Genomic DNA, 23,481 nt, shown 5'->3' on the forward strand with positions numbered 1-23,481 from the left:
ACCAAGCCGAGCGATGAGAATGCGAAGTTCGTCCATCAAGCCTCCAGTCCCATAGAGAGGCTCAATTCCGCCGCCCAGCGCGGCCGCTCAAGTGGAAGGGTGCGGGTGTCTTCAATGACGCAGTTGACCATCGTCTCGGCGAACCTTACTGCCTCCGCGATCCGCTTTTGCCGTGCATAGAAGTAGGCCATCAATTCCGTCGGCGCCACACGTGGCGGTTCGGGGTGGCCGAACATGCCGTATGTCGTCACAGTGACAAATTCGTCGCTGCGTTTTGGATAGTACTTGACGACTAGATCGAGCCTTCTGCACGTAGCCTCTTCTCTCTCCATAAATCCGACCCAGCCACCGTTATGAATATGCGCTTGGACGAGGTACTTCCATGCCGCCTTCGCGCCACTCAACTTGCGTCTTGTCTGAAATGCTAAATCAGACAGCTCCAAGACGCCTTGGAGCCTTCCCTCTCCCGATAGAAGGAAGTTGTCGAGTGCCGCAAGCAGTCGCTTACCTTGCCCAGCCTTTTCCCAATGTTGATACCAGTCGCGAAGCAGCCTCAATTTTTCGTTGTAACTGGTCGATAGACTGTCGAGCAGGTCGCCGATACGTTCGGGTGCAAAGGTCGTGACATCTCCCGTGTACGGTTTGCTCTCGCTATCGCTGCTAGGACGTTCCGTTCGCTGTAGCAGGCCGATGTCCCAACCAACGTGCTCCCGAAGTACGCGAAGTCGCTCCAAAGCGCTGGAGTTACCTTCCCGTGCAATTCGATTCAGCGCGTCATGGATCTCCGGATGCAGACCGGTTCGCATCAGCGCGTCCAGAGGCCAACCATCCCTGACACCCTGCTCCACGTATTCCCGCAGACTGTCCTCCGCCTGCGACCAGTCGCCCGCGTGAGTATGCTCCTCGTACTTGGTCACCAAAGCTGAGGGACTCAGCTTTGCAAGCAGCCGATCGGCGGCGGCCAGAACATGCCTGGTGCCTTTTCCATCGGTGTAGTCCAGGATGTGGTGGACCTGCGGCGCGATAAGGCCGAGCAATCGGCGAGCGTCATTGGGTGCGACATCGACCAGATAGCCAATGGCATCGATAGTGTTGTTCAGCGTAGGGTCCTTGCGATGCGCATAACCGGTTGTCAGCTCCCACGTCTGCTTGCATAACTCACGTGCGCTGGAGCTCAACCCGTGGGCTAACGCAATGGCACACAACTGGAGCGGTATCTGGAGATGCACGCTAGTTTCATGGCGGACTTCTGCATCAAGCAGGCTACGCTGTGATTCGACGAAGGCCACCGCCGCATTGTCGCTCATCCTCGTTAACATTCCGGTCGAGTACTGGATGCGAAAAGATGTGCTATCAAACCAAGCCTGCTTCCCGGCGGCTTCCATGGTTTCCTCGGTCAGGGCCACATCGTCGAAGTTACTCAGCAGAACGCTACCCAAACGGATGTCGCAGGCAATGCGATGCAGCGCACTCCGGAAGTCCTCGGCCGCAGAGCTCGCGTCATGGCTTTGCCTAAAACGCCTGAATTCGACCGTATTGAGCAACTCGAACAGCTCATGGAAGTCAACGAAATCTCCCCGCCACCAATGATGCGCAACTTGCGTCGCGGCCACAGAGAGCGCATTGAGGAAGTCGGTGATGTTCGTTCTGCCTTCGTAGACGGGAGCACGCATGAGCTCGAAGGCAGTCTCACCTTCAGCTGTCATACACAGACTCAGATGTACGGCGCTGAAAAACCAGTGGTGCGCGAGTGTAGCCAGATCTTCCTTACGCTCGTAGTAGTTGCCCTTGAGCCACTTAATGGGAATAGGCGCATTCAACGGTTTGGAGACTCGCGTGCTAGCTACGTCTAAGGCAGCGACGAGGGGAGTTCGCTCAAGATAGTTGAAGTCATCGCGCTCTGTGATACTTACGCCAGCAGTCGCCGCCGCACGGACGCATGCATCGCTGATAATCCTCTTACTTTCACCAAGGGCGAGCGAAGCAGCGACCTGCATCAAGTCATCCAAACTTCCTTCTTCAACAAGCATCTGGACTCGCGGCAGCCAGACCACCGACCCGTTTTCAGAAACTAGCTGGGCCAATGCTGTCGGGGTTGCACCAATGGCACCGAGCCGCGCAAATGCGTCGATGAGGAACTGGAACTCATCTGACCCGGCGCTCGACGAGTACCTGTCGGAGAACCGGCTGAGGCCTCTGAACCGTCGAAGCGCCTCTTCTCCACACGCTTCGGCGACAGTTTCGTCGCCCCGCGCACGCAAGGCCAGTCCGAGCGCGGAAAGCCGCAATATGTCCGCCTCATGCCTGGAAGCCACAGCTTCTCGTACGACACCATCCTCTTCGGTCAGGATCAACGTGAACGAGACCAGCCTGGCCATGTCGTCATTCTGCATCTGGTACTGACTGCCACCGACCATTCGCGCCCTAAGGTGCTCTAGGCGATAGGCTTCAGCGAACTCGCTGGTGTCCAGCGCCGCGACCAGAGCATCGGACAGCAGCGTATCAAAGAGCGGTTCCGGATATCCCTCCTCCAGGCGGAGCATGATCCAATCGCGGGTAAGGCCTCTGATGAGATTCCTTGGGTCACCCAACTTCGCCTGAACCGTCCAGAGCCAATTCACGCGTAGCGAAACGGGCGCAGTGCTCTCCAACCAGCTTGCAACAGCAGGCATCAGTTCGTGGATACGGTCGGCGTAGCCTACGGTAGCGCGCACGAAGACCGCCAAACTCTCGTGAAAAACCTTCAGGCCAGCCGCCGACGAGTGAAGCAGGTGCTCCACTTTTGCAACGTCCGGCTCCGCCGTACCGACTTTCGCAGCGATCTCTCCGAAGGCAGCCCTAGGCCAGAAGAACGAGAAAGCACATACGAGACGTAGCGTATCCTTAAGACTTGGAGGAAGGACTTCCCAAAGCGATGCGTAGTAGAACTTTGCATCTTTGCTCAAGTCTCCCTTCAGTTGCTCGACATCCCACTTCGACAAGTTGCGACCGGCATGCTCAAGCTCCGCCGTAGCATAGATGACGTGCAGAGGATGGCCATTGGTCTTCGTGCGAAGCGCGGTTGCAGCCTCCTGCAGTTGAGCTTCCGCAACATCCTCGCCCTCAAAGCCAATCGTAAGCCTGCCTTCCTGAAATGCTTTGCGCAAATAGGACAGAACTGCATTTTCGGACATCGCCGGCAGCGTGCGCCACTCGGCCTTGGGCACGAAGGCAAGCAGATCCGTCGGCAATTGAGCGTCGTCCACAGGTTGTGTGCCAACCAGCAGCACCATATTGTCAGGGCATGGGATTATTTGGGAAAACACATCATCTAGTGGCTGCTTATCCTCAGCGTTAATGCGCCAAACGTGGTCTAGTCCGTCCAGGACAAGAATGAATGGCTTGGCCAATTTCTTGTAGTGGGAAGCACAGGCTTCAAGGAGCCCGCGCAGATCGCCCGCAGGGGCCTGAACATCAGGATGGAACCGTTTGACTTGTGCTTCGATGGACTGCTCGACCACGTAACTGTGCAACCGGTCGCGCCCCCGTTCCGTCGTTGAGAGAAAGTAGTGGTGTCGGACCGTGGGAATGTCACGCTCGGCAAGCGTATCGCACAGCGCGCTTAGATAGGTGCTCTTCCCACGACCTGGAGGCCCTGTGAGCACGATCGCGCTGCCCGTAGCGCCGACAGCGTCACGAACGAACTCCCGATGAAATGTCTCGTCGGGAACCTCATAACCCGGAGGTACGACAAAGTCCTCAGGTAAAGGTGCCGGAGGCGTTGATCGCAGGATGGAGCGGACCTGCTCCAGCTTGATCCAACCATCCGGGGGCGGAGAGTTCTTCCTCGTTGCCCAGTTCAACGCAACGTTCTTGAGCGTGGCAATACCCTCAAGAGTGCCATGCTTGCGAAGTCGTGCATCGACCTCTTGTTCCAGCGTATCGAACCCCTTATCGCTGTGACAAATTTGTAGCTGGCTGAAGAACGTCTCGCAGTCTTGCTCTCCCCCAAGCTCAGCGATAACCTCAGAACGCCTGTGCTCGGGAATCTTGGCGAAGAAGATCTTGCCGCCGTCTAGGCAAGCTTCGATATCGGCGTCTGGCCGACGGTTGGTTATCAACGAGAGCACGCCCCTACGCGCTGGATCTAGTGCCTTGAAGGCATCGAACCACTTGCGCAACATTGACCTCGATCGCGCCGTCTTGCCGGTTTTCTCGAGCATCCAGTTCCAGCAGAGCAAATGCACGTTTGGGTCTGGGGTGAACTTGACCTGCTGGAGGTCAAACAGGCCATCTGAGCGCTCAACGACGACGTCATCCAGCCCCTTCGGCGCGACGGCCTCGTCGTCGCACTCAAACCTCACTTGGGTGTAGCGGGACGGAGCGTCAAGCCAGTCACAGAGAGTTCGTAGGCCTTGCCGGTTCTGGTAAATATAGCCCGCAGCGGTGATAGCGGTGTTCTTGATGTCTTCAGACATGGTTGAACTCACCTTCAGAGGCAGCCACGATAACGTCAGCCTGTACCGAGAATTCAGTAATGCAACTGAAGACAACAATACGCGGATTGTCCGTTATCACAGGGAAACGCGAGATCAACATGTGCTGCACAAGCTCGACGCCCAACGTCATCCTCACAAGGTGCTCCCGATTTTGCTCTTTTATCAAAGCTTTCTCATATGCTCGCACGAGACAGCGATTTTGCGGGCAAAAGCGACCGCAGGGGCGAGGATCGTTGCGGCCAAGACCGAAGTCATTCAAGCCCCGGCGCAGTAGAAGCGACTGCTGGAGCGCCTACGACCTGTTGTGTGAGCCAGGCATCTAATGCATCGATTCGGGTAAATGCAGTCGGAACTTCGTATGGCGGATGCACCATCCAGTAGTGGATAACCCGACTGACGTAGATCTCTAGATCGCGAGGTTGATCGCCTTGGGGTGACGGCCAGCCCAGCAGCTCCAAAAGCCGCGACCTGTGCTGAAGAAGGAATTGTCTACGACGCAGAATTCGGCTGAATTGGCCATTTCTGTCGTCCTCACTCTTCCCGAAGATTTTATCTCTGAGTCGCCGGGTGTCCTTCATCGAGTACGCTGGCTGGTTGTATTTGCATTCGGCAACCAGCAGCGTATTCGTTTCCGGCCAATACGCAAACACGTCGAAATCTCCCACGTCGTCAAATCGTTCGCTGCGGAATTTGCGATAAAAATCCAGATTACGCATCACGTAGGGCGTATGCCGTAGAAGCACTTCTCCTGCCCGCGCCTCCAACTGTTTCTCAATTCCCTCCTTGATTTCTCTGATAAGGGGGTCAACGTTGGGCCACGAAAAATCGGCGGGAAGGTATCCATCCCTTACGGAAGCACTCCAGATATTCAGGGCTCGGCTGGCGGTTTCTGCCCCCCAGCGCAGAGCATCGCCTTCAGCGATTAATGGGCGGATTGCGTAACGCTGAATCCGTTTGCTGTGTTCCCAGTAAGGAACCTCTGACTCTTCCACGTCTCGTCCTGCAAGACGACGGATATTGGGGCCTGACAGCGTCAGGAACTCCAAAATTGCGGCGCTCTCGGAACGCTCCAGCCCTTCAATATTGTCCATCAGGAGCTGCGATAGTCTACCCGCCGTCGCAACGTATGAAAGCGCGAGCGTGTCAGTCAGCCCCAATTGCACGGGTTGGGAAAAAACTACTAACGCACTGAGTAAGTGCCGTAATTCAAATCCCACATCCTGTTTGAAGGCTTGGCGCATCCTCTCGTCAGCCATCAGCTCTTCTAAAGGACCTTCCACCTCGTCCTGATCATTCAGGTTGATACCCAGTCGAGACCTGGCGTACTCCAGAGCGTATTTCTCCCCCCTTTCTGCGGAGTCGGTTGAATAAAAAATCTGGGGGACGTGGAAGTCATCGATCTCAATACCCCCTACGTCTACACCGGTATGTAATACGTCGCCGGCGTCCGCCAATACTTTGTACCAATCGACCAATCCCACTAGCTCACGCAAGACTTCGCTAGTGGCCTGTTGCGCACCAACGCCCGTCGAACTCAGAACCTTTTCCAGAAGATATCGATAATGACGAGCCGCTGTTCCAAGGTCCTTACGTGCTTTTTCCACAGCCTCAAAACGATCGTATTCAACGTCATGCACAAGGCTTTGCTGGGCTCTCAGAACAGCAAATCTCTCAGCTGCGACAAGTGCGTCATGTTGCTCAATACACTGGCGAATAAGCTGATGCCGATCAAGAGAACCAAGTCGCTGTTCAATATGGCTCCGGAGAAAATCCCGCCCAACATCAATTTTCGTCTTCGCGTCTTTAAGCTCGTAGCGTCCCGGATTTAAACCTGAGCGCTGCATGGCAACAGCCAAATGCTTGCGAGCCTGCTTATAATCCATCGGGGATGGGACGACGGGATCTAAGAAATCCGGGACGTCTACGAGGCGCTGGGTGTGCTGTAGATGAAACCGAGCCGCAGCCGTGGCCCTAGATTGTAATGCCACCACCAAATCGTTTGAAAATGTTAACCCGTACTCCTCGTGGCAGCGCTGTAGTGCCTCGATTAGGCACCTAACCTCAAAAGACGCATCCTTGGAGTCATTCAAACCGGCCAGCACAGCTCGAGTGCTTATTGTGAGAAGGATAACGTGTGGCTGAGCTTCCGATCGCGACGTTTTGACGATCACTTCAGGGAACGTCGCCAGCGATTCAGGAGCCTGCTCAGGCTCGATAACATCGCGAGCATCTACACCACAGGTAAGAATCAGATGCGGTAGCTGTAGCAACGGCAGTGTTGACAGCAGATCGCGGTGTCGGAAGAACTGATCTGTTAGCAAATGTGCAAACATTTCCAGCATCCGCCCATCTATTTCCTGCAGATGAGGGGCGATAGGAACGAGGGTCTGGACGGTGCAAGCGTCCACTTGTGTTGAAAATCCTAACAGTGGCAGGCTGCGTGACTCCATTCTCGTGACACCCGAAGTCGCGGATGACAGTCTCCAACCAGCAGAATCCGTCGGAAACCTACTAGGAGCAAGGGCCCAGAATGAAGATAGCTCCTTAAAGCGGCGCGAGGTCCCCCAACTAGTGTCCAGCATCAGCATCGACGGTTCCATGGCACCGTCCACCAGAACTCCGTAGCTGTCTATGTACGAGGCAAATTGATCAGCAAGTCCGCTGGAAAACGGACTGAACATAGCTCGCTGGCCATCCATGAACTTCCAAAATGATTCAATATCATCCGGCTGATCCAAATCGTCGAAGATCGTGATGAAGTCTGCCAATGGCATCAGCCTCGCGGGCTGCACGACTGGATCAAGCATTCCCCACGCGGTGCCGGATTGAGTGAGCACAATCAGAACGTGGACTTCTTCAGCTTTGAGACAGCGGCTTCTGTCTCTGCCCAAATAAAATCTGCGTCCGTCTGCCAATTGGAAGTGTGCATGCTCACCACGCTTCAAAGCAGCGTATACATTCTGCGACGCATTTGAAGCTTGCGGATACGACTGATGATCGCAAGCGCAGATGAGGTATACACCTGATTTGCTGGGGATGAGGCAGCTGATGGGTAATTGATGTATTGCGATCTCGCCGACGAACAGAGTGATTGGACCAATACGACTATGCCTGAAGCGCTCTGCGATAAAGCGACCAAACCTCCTGTGTACCTCCGCACCGACTCCCTGAGCATGCAATGCTGCCCAATGGTCGATGACAACCCCCGGCATGTTCCGTACAGAAATAGGCACCCAACTGTCTCCGTCAGTCACAGCAAGGTATGGGAGTACCTCCCCGACCATCACGGCATTGCCGAATCCATCGTGGGTGAGAGGATCCTTTAGTACGCCAAAGCTGGCTTCAAGGTCTTTGCTGGCATGAGTACGTCGATTAGCCAGGTCTTGGCCCAGTTGAATAATTGTCGAGCGACACGCTAACCAGAACCTTTCAGGAGGAACCTCCACGTCTCCGGCGCCTGGCTGCGGCATCGACGCTGTAGCCAATTCAGGCATCGACTTGATGATACAAGTTTGCGCCGCGATGGCGAGATTCATGTCGACTTGGGCAGTCTCGACATCTGCATAAGAGATCCGGAACGCCTCCACAAAATCAGGTATGCGCTCGATGCAGCTGCCGTAAAAAATCGGAACGAAATCGGAATCCAGACGCACCCTGGTCTGGCCCCAATCCGCTTCGGAAGCGAAGTCTTCAAGCATCGGAAAGTCAGGCCAAACCGCATAAAGCGCATTGACGAAGCCTACAAATTCCTCATACGTTGCAATAGGCAACGTGCCTGAATTCGCCTCCTCCGTTCTCAACAGAACGGACCAGGCAAACATATGCTTGATGGGGCTGGCCACATTGGCTGGCCACAAATCGGAAATGCTCAGCGCCAAAGCTGCGTCAATGCGTTTGTACCGGCGGAGGACACTACCTGTTTGCTCGATGCGTCGTTGAAATTTGCTTTCTAGCTGAGAATCGGGCGCACCCCACCGGGACAAAGAATCAAGACCGGGAGGCCAAATTTCCGGCCCCATACCCAGTTTCGCCGCCTTGCGCTCACGCTTCTCTCGCGACTTCTTCCCCATCTAACTCTCCCTGTTTTGTATTTTTTGATACGTTGCGGCAGCTAGTTTTGGTGGTAACTGATTCTCCAGCGCAGCCCAAAACGCATCAGAAGGCAAATGCGTTTCCCCTCGGTACTGGCTTGAAGCTGACTGCTACTCCCATACCATGTACCTGACAAGAACCGAGCGTGCTGGCGACGGAGACCGAAGCCGGCACGCCATTTATGCCCTAAGGACCATCGCAGTAAACTGATACGGACGATGCCATTCTTCGATCATGCGGCCAACAACAATGCAACGTGTTTTCCCTGTCGCCTCCATGAGGTCATTGGCAAATTGTGCAGCCGCTTCGCCGCGGCTGGCCGACAGCACTTTCGGGAAAACATAGAAAGCGACCAAAGTATCGCTGTAGGAGGGAGGCAGGAAGGCAAGTCCCCGGGGCTGTAGCGGGTCATGAGGGTTAGCTGAAATACCAAGTTTGAGCGTCATCAGCTCCTCGTCCAAACCATCCGCGGCGTTGTAAGCGATGTCGAGTAGTGCAAGGCAAACCGTCACCCAGCCTCGGCCAGCCCGGCGCTGGACCTCCAAGATCATTCGTCGAAGTGTTTCGGGCAATTGAAGCGGCGGTTTAGGTACGCTTACCCCTGCGTCGTGGCTGTTGTAATAGTGATCGATCGCAGCAGACATCCCCACAATGGCAAATATCGCATCAGAGCGCTCTACATCCGGCATGCCAAATACGGTCTGAAGGTAGAACCCCAGATAATCCAACTCATCGCCGAGCAGACCAGTCGAACGTTGCACGTGGCCGCGATTCGACAGGTAATGCAGGATAAATGCGGGCTCCTCAAGGATATCCACGACGCAGCCCAAGTCCGCAAGATTCAACGTCGGCGCGAGCTCTAAGTCACTGGGAACCCACCCCGCCCCCTTCAACTCTTCTTCGCAACTGGCCAGGATTGAGAAGTCATCGAGTGTCACCGAAAGCCGGATTACCAGGTCTATGGCTTTTCCATCAATTCCCAACTGATCAAGTACTTGTTGGCTTGCAACGTCGCCACTGCCCGCTTCGCGTATGATTTTCGCCAACCGATCCGACTGCACGGCTGGGTCGACGAGCAGTTCCTGAACATGGCGCTTCACCCGATCCGGGGCGCCGCGTAGCCCTTGCGCTGTAAGTGAGGCTGACTTTGCTTCAACAATCAATACTGTGCCGTCAATTATCAATAGCAGATCAGTCTCGTAACGAGACTCCCCCACTGACCACATGATCCCCGTGTTGAGGCGGGCCATGGGAAATGCCTTTCGCAGCAAACTGGAAACTTTCCCTTCAAGATAACCAGCACGCGTTCGAGCAAGTTTTTCCAAGGCGGACGGTTTCAAGTCACTCAGCAATGAACGCATGACGCTATGGACGTGGCTGAACACCAGTTGGGGCATCGGAAAAAAGTACGCCGAGCCGTCCTTAACACAGGGCGCGCCCCACACCGGATTGCCCATGAAAAATTTAGGTATGTCGTCGGAGCTCAAGCTACCTGGTGTCAGGGACAAACGCTCAAGCACTCGCACCACAACATCAAGATCACTTGAAACCGCATGCGCTATACGGTCGGGATCAACGGTGGCAAGCGTTGGAAGCTGCAGGTCCGCATGAGCCATCAGCATGCATGCCAACTGCTCGAGCCCCACCGCTGCCGGAAGTCGGCGCAGAAACTCCTCAGGATCGCCTTGAACAAAGGTACATTCCCGAAAATAGGTGTGGACCATGTCAGTGCGGGTTTGGCAACGAGTAACACGTGCGAGGATCATGAAGCGTTCTGACGCCTGTTTCTCAGTACAAACGAGCATAGCTTGAGCGAGATCGATAACCTCCGTCGCACCGAAACCGTAGACCGCATTAAGTTCGCCGTCCAACGCGCCGTAGAGTTCTCGCGAAATCTCTACCACCGAGCCATGGTAGCCCCAATTTCGCACGAACTGGGTATGTCCCCTCAAGCGCTCCTGAAGCAACAGCACGGCACGCTGCTCAGCATCAGCTTCCTTAGCTAACGCTAGAAAACGCGAGCGGTAAAAAGCGTCCGCGAGCTCTCCCAGCTTATCAATCATTTGCTGAATTTCGTCAGCCTTAGCGGGGAGTTGCCCCCATTGATCCCGCGATACAGTTAGTGTGAGCGCCTGCAATAGTTCGACATGATGCTGCTCGATCCCTGACATGATCCGTACAGGAGAGACCCCCTCGGCAGTAACCGTAGATTGCAGTCCATAACCTGCCAAAACAGCAAGCAGATGAAGCGGATAACTGCGTTGCAGCATCTCGCGAATCTCTTCGCACAGTTCTGGCAATTTCCTTAGGCTATCTGCGCCTTCGGCAACAAGCTTCGCCTTTAACTGTTCACGGTTTATGTGGCTGTAAGGGTGCATAGTCCATCCCACCCCACTCAACGCCGATCCTGCTTCATCATTCATCACTTACAGGTTCCATCGACTGATTGTCGTTCACTGGCGAGCAAGCCGATGTCTGTTTTTACGCATCGTTGAATTCCCCTTCTTCCAACACCGCGCGGTCAAGGTAGTGCTCTTCGAGCTCGTCAGCAGCGCCTTCGTCTAGCACATTAAAAATCTGAGCGAAGGCTTCTGCCGCCTCTTCTATTTCTTCCGCCTCCTCTACTTCTGCCTCATGTCCGCCAAGAACTACTGGGGCATCATCTATCCCCGCGGCGGGCTGGGGAACTACCACGATGGCATGGAGGTTTGCAGCCCTAGCTACCGGAGTTGGAATTTTAAGGCAGATGATTTCGTCCATCGCCTTGACGAGGTCCTCGAGCGCTGTCAACCAAACCTTAACCCTGGCGTGGTCAATATCTTGAATGCGGTTGTGTTTGTTGTAGTCCCCAGCATGCGCAATCTCATGACGGCGGTCGATTAGGTCCTCTACTCGACTTAGCACATGTGCCTTGGCGGTCTTTTGGGCCGCGTTTTTGGTCAGGTTTTTCAGTCCATACACCTTGAATACGGAATCGATGACATGGAATTTTTGGGTCGTGTACGTGGCGTAATAAGTACGGACGAGATTACGAATACGGCTGTATGGACGCTTGTTGGTAAGAAGGCTCAAAGCTTCCTTGGTGTCCAAACCCGCAGCAAAGAGAAGGTCAATGAGAAGTTCACCGGGCCTGTGCTTTTTCAAATAGGTCGCGAGTTTTTCAACGAAAACGTCTGTTACATAAGCGTCCAGAGCCGCTACAGCGAGAACTACAGCTCCCCGAACAATGTCTTTCGGAGCTTCGTTTCCATTGAGCGCGTGCAGAGTGGTGTAGGCAGAGACCAACGTGTCGCAGCGACGAGCAGTTTTGTGAAACTTGGCATACGCATTTGATGGCATTTTGTTCCCTCCGAAGGCCTTGGGCAAGGCAGTCTGCCACTATTGAGAACGTTGTGTAAAAGGTCAAAAAATCACCAATTCATGTCGCTTAGTTGTTGACAAGGCCGGAAGGACGCTAGGTGGTCTTCGAGGTGGAGCCCGCGTGAGCCATTTGAATGGAGTTGGCGCTGAGCAGGGGTGCAGGTTGAACGAGCCCCATGAAAGACAGGACACCGTTTCCCCCTTACGATAAGGGATAGGCAAGCGGTTATGTTTATGACTAATAGCAACGATAAGAGTGGGGAGCTTTTGGGCCAGGAGCGGCGGCGCCGCTGGAGCCCAGAGCAAAAACTGGCCATGGTTCGCGAGAGTCTTGAGCCAGGGCAAAGCGTTTCGGTGGTGGCTCGGCGCAACGGCATCAATGCCAACCAGTTGTTCCTGTGGCGCAAGCTGTACCAGGATGGCAGCCTGTCGGCGGTCAGTGCCGGTGAAGCGCTTCGGCAATCAACTGCCCGCCACGCCGGTGCAATAGCTAAGCGACAACGGTTCGGCGTACACCGCCGAACAGACACGCCTGTTTGCTCGACAGATCGGCTTGCAGCCGGTGGCCACACTTGTGCGCAGCCCGCAGAGCAACGGCATGGCCGAGAGTTTTGTGAAGACGATCAAGCGTGACTACGTGGCGCACATGCCCAAACCGGATCGGGAAACGGCGTTACGTAACCTGGCAATTGCCTTCGAACATTACAACGAGCAGCATCCGCACAGCGCCTTGAACTATCGCTCGCCGAGGGAGTTCAGGCGCTTGGCAGCAGCATCAATTTAACGGGGAGTTGGTGTCCGGTTTTGTAGGGGCAAGTCCGCTGGCGAGGCCCCGTCCTTTACAACACTCTCCTAACGTCACGAACCTGCCTTAGGGTGCACTACCCGAAACGTTACTGGCCGTCATGGCCCAACCTCCACTTCAGACGAGCTCAAAAATGAGAAGTTACTCGGGATTGCAATTGTTCAGGCTGGCATACACTCACTTGGTCCATGCGTAAAAATTCATGAAAAAAGTTAGATTAGGTAAGCGACTGATTTATGGAAAATAAAACGAATGTAACTGTTAATAAGGCTCCAGAAGTCGTGACTGAACAGATCGAGCCCGGCAGCGCGACTCACGCCGCCCAGCAACGCCAGCGTGCCAGCCAGTTGGCGCAAGCGGTGCGCAACGAATTGAACAAGGCGCTGATCGGCCAGGAGGCGGTGGTCGATGATGTCCTGACCGCACTGATTGCCGGCGGCCATGTGCTGCTCGAAGGCGTCCCCGGTCTGGGCAAGACCTTGCTGGTGCGGGCGCTGGCGCGTTGCTTCGGCGGCGAGTTTGCGCGCATTCAATTCACCCCCGACCTGATGCCCAGCGACGTCACCGGCCATGCCGTGTATGACTTGCAGACCGAGCAGTTCAAGCTGCGCAAAGGCCCGTTGTTCACCAACCTGCTGCTGGCCGATGAGATCAATCGCGCCCCGGCGAAAACCCAGGCGGCCTTGCTCGAAGCCATGCAGGAACGCCAGGTGACACTTGAAGGTCGCGCCCTGCCCATCGCGCAACCGTTCATGGTCCTGGCCACGCAGAACCCGATCGAACAGGAAGGCACCTATCCGCTGCCGGAAGCCGAACTCGACCGGTTCATGCTCAAGGTGCGCATGGATTACCCCGATGCCGATCAGGAACTGAACATGGTCCGTCAGGTGTGTCGTTCGACCCGCGCCGACATGCTCGACGTGCAACCACTGCGCACCGTGTTGCAGGCCAAGGATGTGCAAGCCCTGCAACGGATTGCCAGTGATTTGCCGCTGGACGATCAGGTTCTCGATTACGCCGTGCGCCTGGCGCGCAGTACGCGAACCTGGCCGGGGTTGACCCTTGGTGCCGGGCCGCGCGCCTCGATCGCCCTGGTGCGTTGCGCCCGCGCCCGGGCGCTGTTGCGCGGCGGCGAGTTCGTGATTCCCGATGACATCAAAGGCTGCGCGCTGGCCGTGCTGCGCCATCGCGTGCGCATCGCGCCGGAACTGGATATCGAAGGTCTGCAGGTCGATCAGGTGCTCGCGCAATTGCTCGATCAAGTCCCGGCGCCACGCCTGTGAAACCCTCGCGGCTGCTGCTGGGCTGGCTCGCCCTGTTGCTGGTCGTCAGCCTTGTGCTCGGCGTTTTTCAGGCACTCGGCAGGGAGCTCCCGTCGAGCCTGATTGCGATCAACTGGGGTTTACTCCTGGCTCTGTTGGCGTTGGCAGTTATTGACGCACTGCGCCTCAAACGCCTGCCCTCGCCACGCATCAAGCGGCAGATGCCCGGCAGCCTGGCATTGGGGCGCTGGGCAGAGGTGCAGCTGGACATTGCGCATGACTTCGCCGAGGCGCTGAACGTCAATCTTTTCGACCACGTTCCCGACGGCCTCGCGTTTGAACATCTGCCATGGGTCGTTGAGCTTCAACCCGGCCATTCGAGCCAGATCCGCTACCGTCTGCGCCCGGCCAAACGCGGGCATTTCCGCTTTGAACAGTGCGAAGTCAACCTGCCGAGCCCGTTCGGATTATGGTCGGGAAAACGCCTGATCGAGGTCGCCGATCAGACCCGCGTCTATCCCGATTTCGCCCGGCTCTACGGCGCAGAGTTACGCGCCGTCGACAACTGGCTCAGCCAGCTTGGCGTACGCCAGCGGCAACGTCGCGGTCAGGGTCAGGAGTTCCATCAGTTGCGCGAATTTCGTGAGGGCGACAGCCTGCGCCAGATCGACTGGAAAGCCACTGCCCGCCAGCGCACACCGATTGCCCGCGAGTATCAGGACGAGCGCGACCAGCAAATCATCTTTCTCCTCGATTGCGGCCGACGCATGCGCAGCCAGGACGATGAACTGTCGCACTTCGACCACGCGCTCAATGCCTGCCTCTTGCTCAGTTATGTGGCGTTGCGTCAGGGCGATGCGGTGGGATTGAGCACGTTTGCCGATGATCAAACGCGCCATGTCGTGCCAGTCAAAGGCAGCGGGCAACTGAACGTGCTGCTCAACGCGGTTTACGACCTCGACAGCACGCAACGTCCGGCTGATTATCAGGCCGCCGTCAACCAACTGCTGACGCGCCAGAAACGCCGGGCACTGGTGGTCATGGTGACCAACCTGCGCGATGAAGACGATGAGGAGCTGCTGAGCGCGATCAGGCGTCTGAGCGCACATCATCGGGTAATGGTCGCCAGTCTGCGCGAAGAAGCGCTGGATACATTACGCCAGTCACCGGTGCAAACGCTGCCAGAGGCGTTGGCTTATTGCGGCACGGTGAACTACCTGAATGAGCGTGCAGAACGCCATGAGCGATTGAGTGTTCATGGCGTTGCCGTGATGGATGTTCGGCCCGCAGCGTTCGGCGCCGAGCTGGTGACGCAGTATCTGAGCTGGAAAAGTAGTGGGGCGCTTTGATCACTCCAGAATCGGCACATACACCGACCCACTTTCGGAGGTGCCGTCAGCATTTTCCACTTCAACCTCAAGGGAAACGATTTCCGACGGGGACATCACTTTCCAGCCAGTCTTGAATTCACCCTTGCTGTCTGTAATGGAATCAATGAAAGGCTTGCCGTTGACGCGGACCCGAATTTTTCTTTGAGGCACCGGTGCTGCCGACGTTTTGTCCACGACCAATGCAGTCATCGATACATAGGCGCCCACATAGGCAGGATTCGGCGTCGCAACAACAGACGCCACAACAGCTGGACGCTCAGTGACAATCAGTGGCAGCGACTTCATATCCCATCCCGCCACGCCCCCCTTCACCGCCGCCCACACATGCCCCTCCCCCGGAACACCCAGCGACAAGCGAAGCTTTGCGTGCCCTTGAGCGTTGGTACGGGTTGACGGCAAGAATTCATCCGCGTAATTCCACATGACCTCAACGTCACTCTGCGGCTGACCATCGAGTGCTGACACGACGCTGGCTTGAAGCTCTACCGGTTCACCCGGATAGCCAGCGGACTGGATAAGGACCAGTTCGTTGATTTCAAGCGGCGCATTGAGCGTGAATCGATAATGAATGGAGCGTGCGCTCGCGCCTGCTCCCACGGTCGCAGTCAACTCGTTCAATCCAGGGCAGGCAGGGATAAAACCTATTTTCGCCCTTCCGTAAAAGTCCGAGACACTCATCAAGTCATTGATCCCGGCCCCGAGCCATTTTACCGTTATGCCTGGCATCGCTTTGCCGCTGATCGATGACTGCAATCTGACTTGCCACTCAAGTGTCTCTCCCCAATCAAGCACTCTGTCCGCAACGGTATGTTCGGCAAACTCTACGACCCGCGAACCTGAACCCTGCGACATCGCATTGGCCGGCGACAGCCGTGCCAGCCGTTCGGCGCAGAGCCGCAAGGCAAAACTGCCGTCCGTGAAATCTCCCGCGCGCAACCCGAACCTTGCCATTCCATTCGTGACGACCTGCGCCATGCCCAGCTCTGGCTCATAGCTATTGCCCAGTACCGCGGGCGCCGTGCCGGTGTGCCCCATACGTACGGTCTGCCCGTTAAATTCTTCCGGGAAAAACGCCACGATACTGTGCCGACCGTTGCGACGCGGGAATCCGGTGGTGACACCCCAGACCTGACTGGTCTGACCATCGAAACTGACCTTGACTCGCGGCCAGAGATCTTCTGCCAATGTTTTGAAGGTGGCGTTTCTCTGCTCCGAGGTATTGTCGAAGAGACTGAGCAAAGTCGCCTGCACCGTATGCATGTCGGTGCTCACGGGAAGCACGGCGAAGCCGGAGTTACCACTGCTGTCCGTATTGACCACTACGGGGTCTGCGCCTGAGTACCATGTCACCGGCACATCGGCAACTGCCTCCCCGGTAAATCGTGATACCACATTAGCCCACGTCCAGGCCCGATCAAGATCCACTACCGGATCCACGGGTGATTCCAGTATGGAATTGAAACTCAAGGCGTTATGTCCCAGATCCATGGGTGTGACGGGGGCGAGGAATGCCAATTGAGGCAGGTTCACAGCGAGCGCAAAGTCACCCGCTTTTGTGCTGCTGCTGAAGTCGAGTTGCCAGAAAGCACCCTCTGCACCCAGCGGTTGAGATTGCGCCAGGGGCGGACGCACGCCCGCGTTCAATTCTTCGGCAGGCGTTCCCGACCACTCCAGCGCTGTTGACAGGCCCACCAGCGGGCTCAGCTCATTGAGCCAGACGGTGAACTGATGATCCGCACCGAGGCAGGGATATAGCGTCTGCCCATCGAGTGCTGCCGTTACGCGGTCCAGCCTGACGCCAAGCTCCCGAGTCAGGTCTGCATTGACGAATCGCCCGCACAACTCGCGATCATCTGCAACAGCATCAGCGCGCAGACGCAACTCAAAGGGTCTGCTCAGGCTTTCGGCGGCGCTGGAGGACAGGTTCCATGTCAATCCATCAGCCCCCAGCGGGAAAAAAATGCCCGGGTCAGCCGGGTTCAGACCGATCAGCGGATCGCCCTCTCGCCAATCCAGACTGATGCGTTTGTTGTCGACCCATGGGCTGCCCTCAACAGGGGTGACCTTCAGCACATGGGTCTGTCCATGCCGGCACACCAGGCCGATGGTTTGCAGATCCACTGCTTCGTCATCCAGAGTGATCTGCACATGCGCCTTCCAGACATTGGTCGCGATTGCCTTCACGACGAACTCCATCTCGCTCGGCTCGGCATCTTCATGAGCCTTAATGGTGGCAGTCACACGATGGTCTCCCGCAGCGCCAGGCTGATGGCTATGACTGGCCCAGCCACCGGTGCCTGTCAGGGTCTTCGTCACGCTCCCATCCGGCTCCGTCCAGAACACCAGTGCTCCCTCGACCGGGCCACCGGTTGCCGATGCCGTCTTGTGCAGTACCTGCACCCACATTCGTGCGCTGTCGTTTTCATCCACCACACAAATCCTGTCAGGCCCTCGCACCTCACCAGGTTCAACGACATTGCGCGCCAGCAACATGGGTTTGGCAGGCGAACTTTCCAACAGATGCGCAGAGGTCAACCGCAGAGAAAACTGGCCATCGTCTCTGTCCTCGTTATCAAATCGATACTCAAGCAGTCCACCCGAACCTACACGAGCGGCTATTTCAAGCGGTGGCGTGACAGTAACTCCCAGCTTCTCGGCAGGGTCGCCACTCCAGCGCAACGTCACGTCTGTGTCCCACAGTTCCTCGGGGAAGCGGATTTGCAAACGATAGGTCGTTCCGCGATTGGGATAGCCTTTCTGATCCCACGGCCGCTCGTCTCCCTCTCCAATGATCGTGCGGATCTCTTGCAACGGGTCGGTCGCCAGCACCTTGACTTCAAAGGCCTGACTCACTGCGCCGCTGGCGTAGTAGAGACTTTCGACCGAAGCTTGGATCTGCACATCGCCGGCCGCGCTCGGTTGTTGTTCAAACCAGGCCCAGCCCTCACGATCGGTCGGCGTCGTGGTTTTTAAGTCCGTGCCGTCTACCGTCCAGGTGACTGTTATGCCCTCCAGCGCCTTGTCGGTGTAATACGAACCGACGCAGACGCCAACCCTGATGGATTGGCCATACTCCATTACCACGTAATGCGCCGCCTCTTTCAGTTGAATGAACTTGAGGCGGTGGTCACCCAGTGAGACCGGAATATCCAGCACGGGGGAGTTGAACTCGTTCGCTAACTGCAGAGTGAAAAGATAGGGAGGGTCGCCGTCAAGTTCCGGGCAAACGAGACTCCAGGTATCGTCCAGCGGTTTATCCCTGCCCCAATCCGGATCGGCGACAATTGCCCCCTGTGGGTTGTTCCTGATGTTCAAGGACGCCCGAGTACCCTGCCAGGCATCATCCTGCGCATGGATGCATTTGAAGCGGTGCGCAGTCGAACCCAGCGCGCCCAGACAAAGAGGCAAGACGCGCGCCAGTGGCAATTGTTCTGCGTCCAGTTGCAACGTCAACACATGCGCGGCCGGCAAATGCAACTGCAGGTTGATCCGGGTGATACGCAACGAGGAGAAGTAGTCGCCCTCTTTGTTGAGCGGACTGATGGCGTGGACTTTCAGAAGCTGTGTATCCAACAGCGGCAGTGTCACATCCACTTCGTACGTGTGTGGCCGGAACAGCCGAGGCAGACCATCGCGCTGGCGCTGGAGGTCGGCATTGCGGTCGCGAAGTGCGCCCACGCGCAGGGGAATTTTCTGCGTATCGGGCAGCCCGGCCACACTGAGCTCCAGCAGCCCCTCCTCATCGTGGTCCATTTCACAAAGAAAGCTGATGACATACCTGACGTCGTTGCTGGCACTTTTGAATAAGGTAATTTCCTGATACGCGGAAGACCCGTCGAGAGCGGACAGGATATTCAGGCGCTCACCACTTTCCAATTGCTCGGCCTTGGTCACGACATAAGCCGGGTTGACCGGCCCTCTTTTCCACTCTCGCAGGCTCTGAGAGAAGTCGCCGTTGAGGATCAGATTGCGCTCGGCTTGAATCCCGGGTTTACGCATGATGGCGGCTCCGTTCGGCATTGCGCTGCAAAGCATCCGCTTTGGCTTCTGTCACCAGGTTTTCCACTGCCAGTACGAAGGTCGGCTCACCGGGCCAAGCCGAATAGCGGATAGTGATAATGAGGTCGGTAATGGATGCAAGCACGGCAGATTGAGCCGGCTCGCCCCACCACGGAAAATGGATTTCCCAACAGGAAACGGCCCCCGAGCACTCAAAGGCGCGAAGCAGCCCCGTATCCTGGTCTTCCATGACGCGCCCATCATCGGCAACGCCTTGGGAAATGCCGATTTGCTGCCCCGAGCGCGTGTTGAACACCACATCGGCAGGTGCTGCCTTGCTCTCGGGGTTATGCAGATATTCCACCGCCTGTGGCACTGGCCGGACGACGGTACGACTGCCAGTCTGGGTCAGCGTGGCCCTGAGGTTTTCGTAGGGTCCGAGCAATGCCGGGCAGTCAAATTCAACCGAGCGGATCAACCGGCGGTATTCACCGGGATGGTCGCGATTGAAGTTCAACTCACTCACGCAAAAAGCGAGGCGTCCTCGAGTCTGCAGGTTTCCAAGCGCCGTCGCCCAGTCGGGGGCGTCAGGCTGCGGCTCGACGTTATCAGCGAAAAGCTGTCGCAAGGAAACGGTCTTGACCCGCTCGATACGTCGCTCGTAGCTTTGCAGGTGATCGCGCTGCTCGCGCATCAGAAAGCCCGCCAACTGCTGGCCAGCCAACAAACCGTGATGTTTATCGGACCATGCCTGGGCCAAAATCGACGGTGAATCGTAATCACCGGTTTGTGCAATGCGCGATGCCTGAGCACTGACGCACAGACTGTAAGTTGCGTCATAAGCCTGGTAGTACAACGCCTTGAGTTGTGCCAGCAGCCAATCGTAAAGCTGACTGTGGGTGGTGCGTTTTTGCAGAAAGTCGTACACGGCCATGGATTGAAGATTGGTTTGCAAGACCAATTGCAGACTGGCCCGGGCCGCATCCACAGCAATCACCTGCGCATTGATCTGCTCATCCAGCGCCTGCAGTTCGGCGAGTGCCAGGTTGCGTTGCAAACCCCACTCGCGGCGACGCAGACGATAGCCTTCAGTCACCGCTCTTTTTTCCGCGTCGGCCTGCTTGCCCAGTGAGGCAATCTGCAAGCCCTGTGCGATGGCATGCAAAACACCTTCTGGAAAGGCATTGCCGTTGGCCATACCAAAAACTTTGGGAATGACCGAAATCCCCCCCGCCGCAGACTGAACGGCGACCGAGCCCTGATTGAGTTCCTTGGCAGCGTGAAGGTCATCCATGACCTTGTATTCCTCTGCCGTGACGTTTTCGTCAAACCACGCGGCGTACTCATCGGCGCGTTGCTTGACGGCGGCGTGACTTTGGCGCAAGGCCGTCAGCGTCACGTCCATCTGAGCGAGGGATTTTTCCTGAATGGTTTTCGTCCATTCGGCTTGTTCCAGCAAATGCCTTTGTTGCAACTCAATCTGTTGCGCTGTGTCGCGCTGTTCCATGAAGCGCAGCAGTTCACTGCCGAGGTTTTGCAGCTCCTGTGCAGACCGCAGGGCAAATTCGCTGGTGACTCGCCAGCCGTAGCCGTTCAGGACTGGCCGCCCCCCCATTCGCCGTGGCCCGGCGTTGTTTCCTGCCGCCAGATCACGTAACAGTTGCGCAGGATCACCCGGCGGTTCATACAGCGGCAATTCGAGCGGTTTGCCATCAATGGTCAACCAATGGCGCAAGTTGTAAAGGCGCTGCCGAGGCAGTTGGATCAGCGCCAGCAAGCGATCATTAGTCGGCAGTTTGAACGGTGGTGTCGCCAGCAGCCCCATCGCGGGTGCGAAATCAGCCGCGGGCGGTACGTCGGCAAGGGAATACACATGCGTTCTCTCGAACGCTTCCAGCGTTGGACGCGCGCCGCTCTGGTCAATCAGCGCTCCGAGCGTCTGCGTCTGCCAATCGGTCACCGAGCGCGCCGTAGGCGGGTCGCCCATCAAGTCCTGCGCCTGCTGATAACACTCCTTGGCCAGCACCAGACTGTCCCGCGTCTGCTGGCGGTAATACCAGTCCCCCTCCTCGACCAGATTCTTGACGAACTCCATGAAGGTCAGGATCTGAAAATGCTGTGGCGCCGCATAACTGATGGCGTACGGATCATCTTCTACCAGACACTCAGGGCCGGCATTGCCGGGACTCACCAAGGGCCGGCAGCGCCAGTAGTCCGGCTTGTCGCTTGGCTGCGGGGGATTGGAAACCTGCGCGGTCGCTTGCGGATCGAACACCCTGCGCCACCAGGCTTCAGCCTCGCGATAACGATTTTCGTCGCGAAAGCGGATACCCACCAGATGAATCACATGGTAGTAGAACTCCCAGAAGTACAGGCCATTGGCACTATTGAAGGCACCGTTGGGCTCATTGACCGGCCCGGCTTCCGAGGTCGGCTCATCGAAAAACTGCGCCTCCCAGGCGTACACCGCATCTACAGAAATATTGGCGAGCCCGACCAGCCGCGGACCGAACAGCGAATTAAGGCGTACCCGTGCCAGGGTTCCAGGCTTGTTGAAGGCCAGAAACTGCGCCGCGTCATGCCGATTCTTTTCCAGTACCGCGGGATCGAAACCCACGATGCCGGTCATTGTCAGCACGAACTGTTTCCGGCCATAGGTTGCAGAGGCAGTAGTCGCGCCGAAAGTGAAGGTGATGGGGCTGATGAAGCCGCCTGAACCACGCGTGTAGGTAAGCCAGTCGGTGGCCCATCCACCGTCTGTCGAATACGTTCCACTGGTTTCCTTCGGATCCCCGCCCGAGGGTTCGCTGGTCAGCGTCAAGTCGAAACCCACGGTTGCCACACCCCCGGTGCCATTTGGCCTGCAAATGCCCCTGACGGCCAGGATGTCTCCCGTGGAGTGAGTCAGCACAAAAGCATCCAGTTCGTAGAAGTCAGTCAGCGTCCCGGACGTCGGGATCGTCGTAACCATTTTTGGCCGCATCTGTTCAGTCAGCGAATGCTGGACAGTGAGCACACTGTCGAAACGTTGCGCGAGTTTTTCCAGCCAGCCGCCCTCATACGCAGGGAGTGGCCGAAACAACACATCGCGCATTACCGGCGTCTGCGCTTCATGACCTTTGAAAAACAAGACGCCGAGAAAACCATTGGGATGACTTTCGGTAACACGGATCGTGGCAATCAAGCGGCTATCGGCTGGCGGAGGCGTGTCGAGATCTCCAATGCTTTGCAGATTTGTTGCCGGCGACCACTCTCCGTTCTGCGATCTGAAGGCTATGTTGATGCTCACCTTGTAGGGAACATAGCCATCCTTGTCTTTCTCCCCGAGTTTGTCTGAAAGCTCGGCCCAGACCAGACACGGCCTGCCGTTCCAGAACACCGGGCGCACATCCAGCACGGTTCCGGTCACCCCGACATCGATCATGTCCCACTCGTACCACGCCGCCGGATTGACGTTGGTACAGGTCGGCGTCAGTTCAATCTGCGCTTCGCGCCAAAAGTATCGGTAAGGCGCCACCCGTTCTCGGCCGACAAGGAAATAGCGCCCATCCACGGCCGTGGTGCCATGCAGAAAAGCACTGATGACTTCCAGGTTGCAGATTTCTTCAAAAGACTTCAGATAGGCACGCAAAGCGATCAGTACCGAATCGGTGCTTAACCGTGTCTGGTTCAGATCGGTCATCAACGTCAGGAACAAACGAGTCATGCGAGACCGCGCGAACGGCGTCATGTAGTTTTCCGGGTAAATGAGGAGCAACATCAACGCCGACCAGTCCGAATAGTTTCTGTACAGCTCCCAGCGTTTCAGATCCTCTTCAGGGAACTCTGTCTTCGAATACCCCGGCTCAAGCTTGCGGTAGGCAGCATTGATGAATTTCTGCGCGCAGCTGATTGCCTCGGCACCCAGTGCACTGGGCACTTTTTGCGTGTCGAGCGAGTCCAGACGCAACAATTCATTCAGATGGTCAGCGTTCTTTATGATGCTGAACCGGCCATCGCTCTCGCCGAAGTGGCCCAGGCAATACTCCGTCAGAGCAGTACGACGTTGTTCGAGCAAATCGTTGATGATGCTTTGGCTCATGATCTTCACCTTC

9 protein-coding genes and 2 pseudogenes are annotated in these 23,481 nt (G+C 56.6%); 5 read left to right on the forward strand and 6 right to left on the reverse strand.

Features of this window, described 5'->3' with window-relative positions; genetic code table 11:
* Nucleotides 1-35 precede the first annotated feature (35 nt).
* Nucleotides 36-4,457: an ATP-binding protein gene (locus DCO47_RS04590; protein ID WP_116657571.1), complete on the reverse strand. Its 4,422-nt coding sequence runs from the start codon at nt 4,455-4,457 to the stop codon at nt 36-38.
* On the opposite strand from DCO47_RS04590, the gene DCO47_RS04595 reads away from it, so the two are divergent.
* Nucleotides 4,456-4,752: a hypothetical protein gene (locus DCO47_RS04595; RefSeq protein WP_116657572.1), complete on the forward strand. Its 297-nt coding sequence runs from the start codon at nt 4,456-4,458 to the stop codon at nt 4,750-4,752. The genes DCO47_RS04590 and DCO47_RS04595 overlap by 2 nt on opposite strands.
* On the opposite strand, the gene DCO47_RS04600 is transcribed toward DCO47_RS04595, so the two are convergent.
* The 3 genes from DCO47_RS04600 to DCO47_RS04610 form a co-directional block, all read right to left on the reverse strand.
* Nucleotides 4,730-8,548 carry a hypothetical protein gene (locus tag DCO47_RS04600; protein WP_116657573.1) on the reverse strand — a complete coding sequence of 1,273 codons (3,819 nt, stop codon included), beginning with the start codon at nt 8,546-8,548 and terminating at the stop codon, nt 4,730-4,732. The genes DCO47_RS04595 and DCO47_RS04600 overlap by 23 nt on opposite strands.
* A 201-nt stretch (nt 8,549-8,749) precedes the next feature.
* Nucleotides 8,750-10,993: a hypothetical protein gene (locus DCO47_RS04605; RefSeq protein ID WP_116657574.1), complete on the reverse strand. Its 2,244-nt coding sequence runs from the start codon at nt 10,991-10,993 to the stop codon at nt 8,750-8,752.
* A 58-nt stretch (nt 10,994-11,051) separates the two neighbouring features.
* Nucleotides 11,052-11,909 (reverse strand): HEPN domain-containing protein, encoded by an 858-nt coding sequence (locus DCO47_RS04610; RefSeq protein WP_116657575.1) that lies wholly within the window; start codon nt 11,907-11,909, stop codon nt 11,052-11,054.
* 336 nt (nt 11,910-12,245) lie between these two features.
* On the opposite strand from DCO47_RS04610, the pseudogene DCO47_RS27210 reads away from it, so the two are divergent.
* The 4 genes and pseudogenes from DCO47_RS27210 to DCO47_RS04625 all read left to right on the forward strand — a co-directional run.
* A pseudogene (locus tag DCO47_RS27210) lies at nt 12,246-12,329 on the forward strand (transposase); the annotation flags it as partial.
* Between the two features lie 49 nt (nt 12,330-12,378).
* Nucleotides 12,379-12,714 (forward strand): annotated as a pseudogene (locus DCO47_RS26995) (integrase core domain-containing protein); the annotation flags it as partial.
* Between the two features lie 302 nt (nt 12,715-13,016).
* Entirely contained in the window at nt 13,017-14,018 is a 1,002-nt protein-coding gene (locus DCO47_RS04620) for a MoxR family ATPase (RefSeq protein WP_042607313.1), read from the forward strand.
* On the forward strand, nt 14,015-15,346 hold the full coding sequence (locus DCO47_RS04625) for a DUF58 domain-containing protein (RefSeq protein ID WP_116657576.1): 1,332 nt from the start codon (nt 14,015-14,017) through the stop codon (nt 15,344-15,346). Before DCO47_RS04620 ends, DCO47_RS04625 begins: the two co-directional genes overlap by 4 nt.
* On the opposite strand, the gene DCO47_RS04630 is transcribed toward DCO47_RS04625, so the two are convergent.
* Both DCO47_RS04630 and DCO47_RS04635 read right to left on the reverse strand, forming a co-directional pair.
* Nucleotides 15,347-19,387, reverse strand: a complete 4,041-nt coding sequence (locus tag DCO47_RS04630) for a hypothetical protein (RefSeq protein ID WP_116657577.1) — start codon at nt 19,385-19,387, stop codon at nt 15,347-15,349. It abuts the gene before it with no gap.
* Entirely contained in the window at nt 19,380-23,468 is a 4,089-nt protein-coding gene (locus DCO47_RS04635; protein ID WP_116657587.1) for a neuraminidase-like domain-containing protein, read from the reverse strand. The genes DCO47_RS04630 and DCO47_RS04635 overlap by 8 nt, the downstream gene beginning before the upstream one ends.
* Nucleotides 23,469-23,481 lie beyond the last annotated feature (13 nt).

It is taken from the genome of Pseudomonas sp. NDM, from assembly GCF_003105095.1.
Classification (GTDB): Bacteria; Pseudomonadota; Gammaproteobacteria; order Pseudomonadales; family Pseudomonadaceae; genus Aquipseudomonas; species Aquipseudomonas moraviensis_A.

What these genes read in the sequence shown, in the direction of transcription:
- DCO47_RS04595 (WP_116657572.1), top strand. Translation starts at nt 4,456, where the DNA reads ATGGTTGAACTCACCTTCAGAGGCAGCCACGATAACGTCAGCCTGTAC.
- DCO47_RS04590 (WP_116657571.1), bottom strand. Translation starts at nt 4,457, where the DNA reads ATGTCTGAAGACATCAAGAACACCGCTATCACCGCTGCGGGCTATATT.
- DCO47_RS04600 (WP_116657573.1), bottom strand. Translation starts at nt 8,548, where the DNA reads ATGGGGAAGAAGTCGCGAGAGAAGCGTGAGCGCAAGGCGGCGAAACTG.
- DCO47_RS04605 (WP_116657574.1), bottom strand. Translation starts at nt 10,993, where the DNA reads ATGAATGATGAAGCAGGATCGGCGTTGAGTGGGGTGGGATGGACTATG.
- DCO47_RS04610 (WP_116657575.1), bottom strand. Translation starts at nt 11,909, where the DNA reads ATGCCATCAAATGCGTATGCCAAGTTTCACAAAACTGCTCGTCGCTGC.
- DCO47_RS04630 (WP_116657577.1), bottom strand. Translation starts at nt 19,387, where the DNA reads ATGCGTAAACCCGGGATTCAAGCCGAGCGCAATCTGATCCTCAACGGC.
- DCO47_RS04635 (WP_116657587.1), bottom strand. Translation starts at nt 23,468, where the DNA reads ATGAGCCAAAGCATCATCAACGATTTGCTCGAACAACGTCGTACTGCT.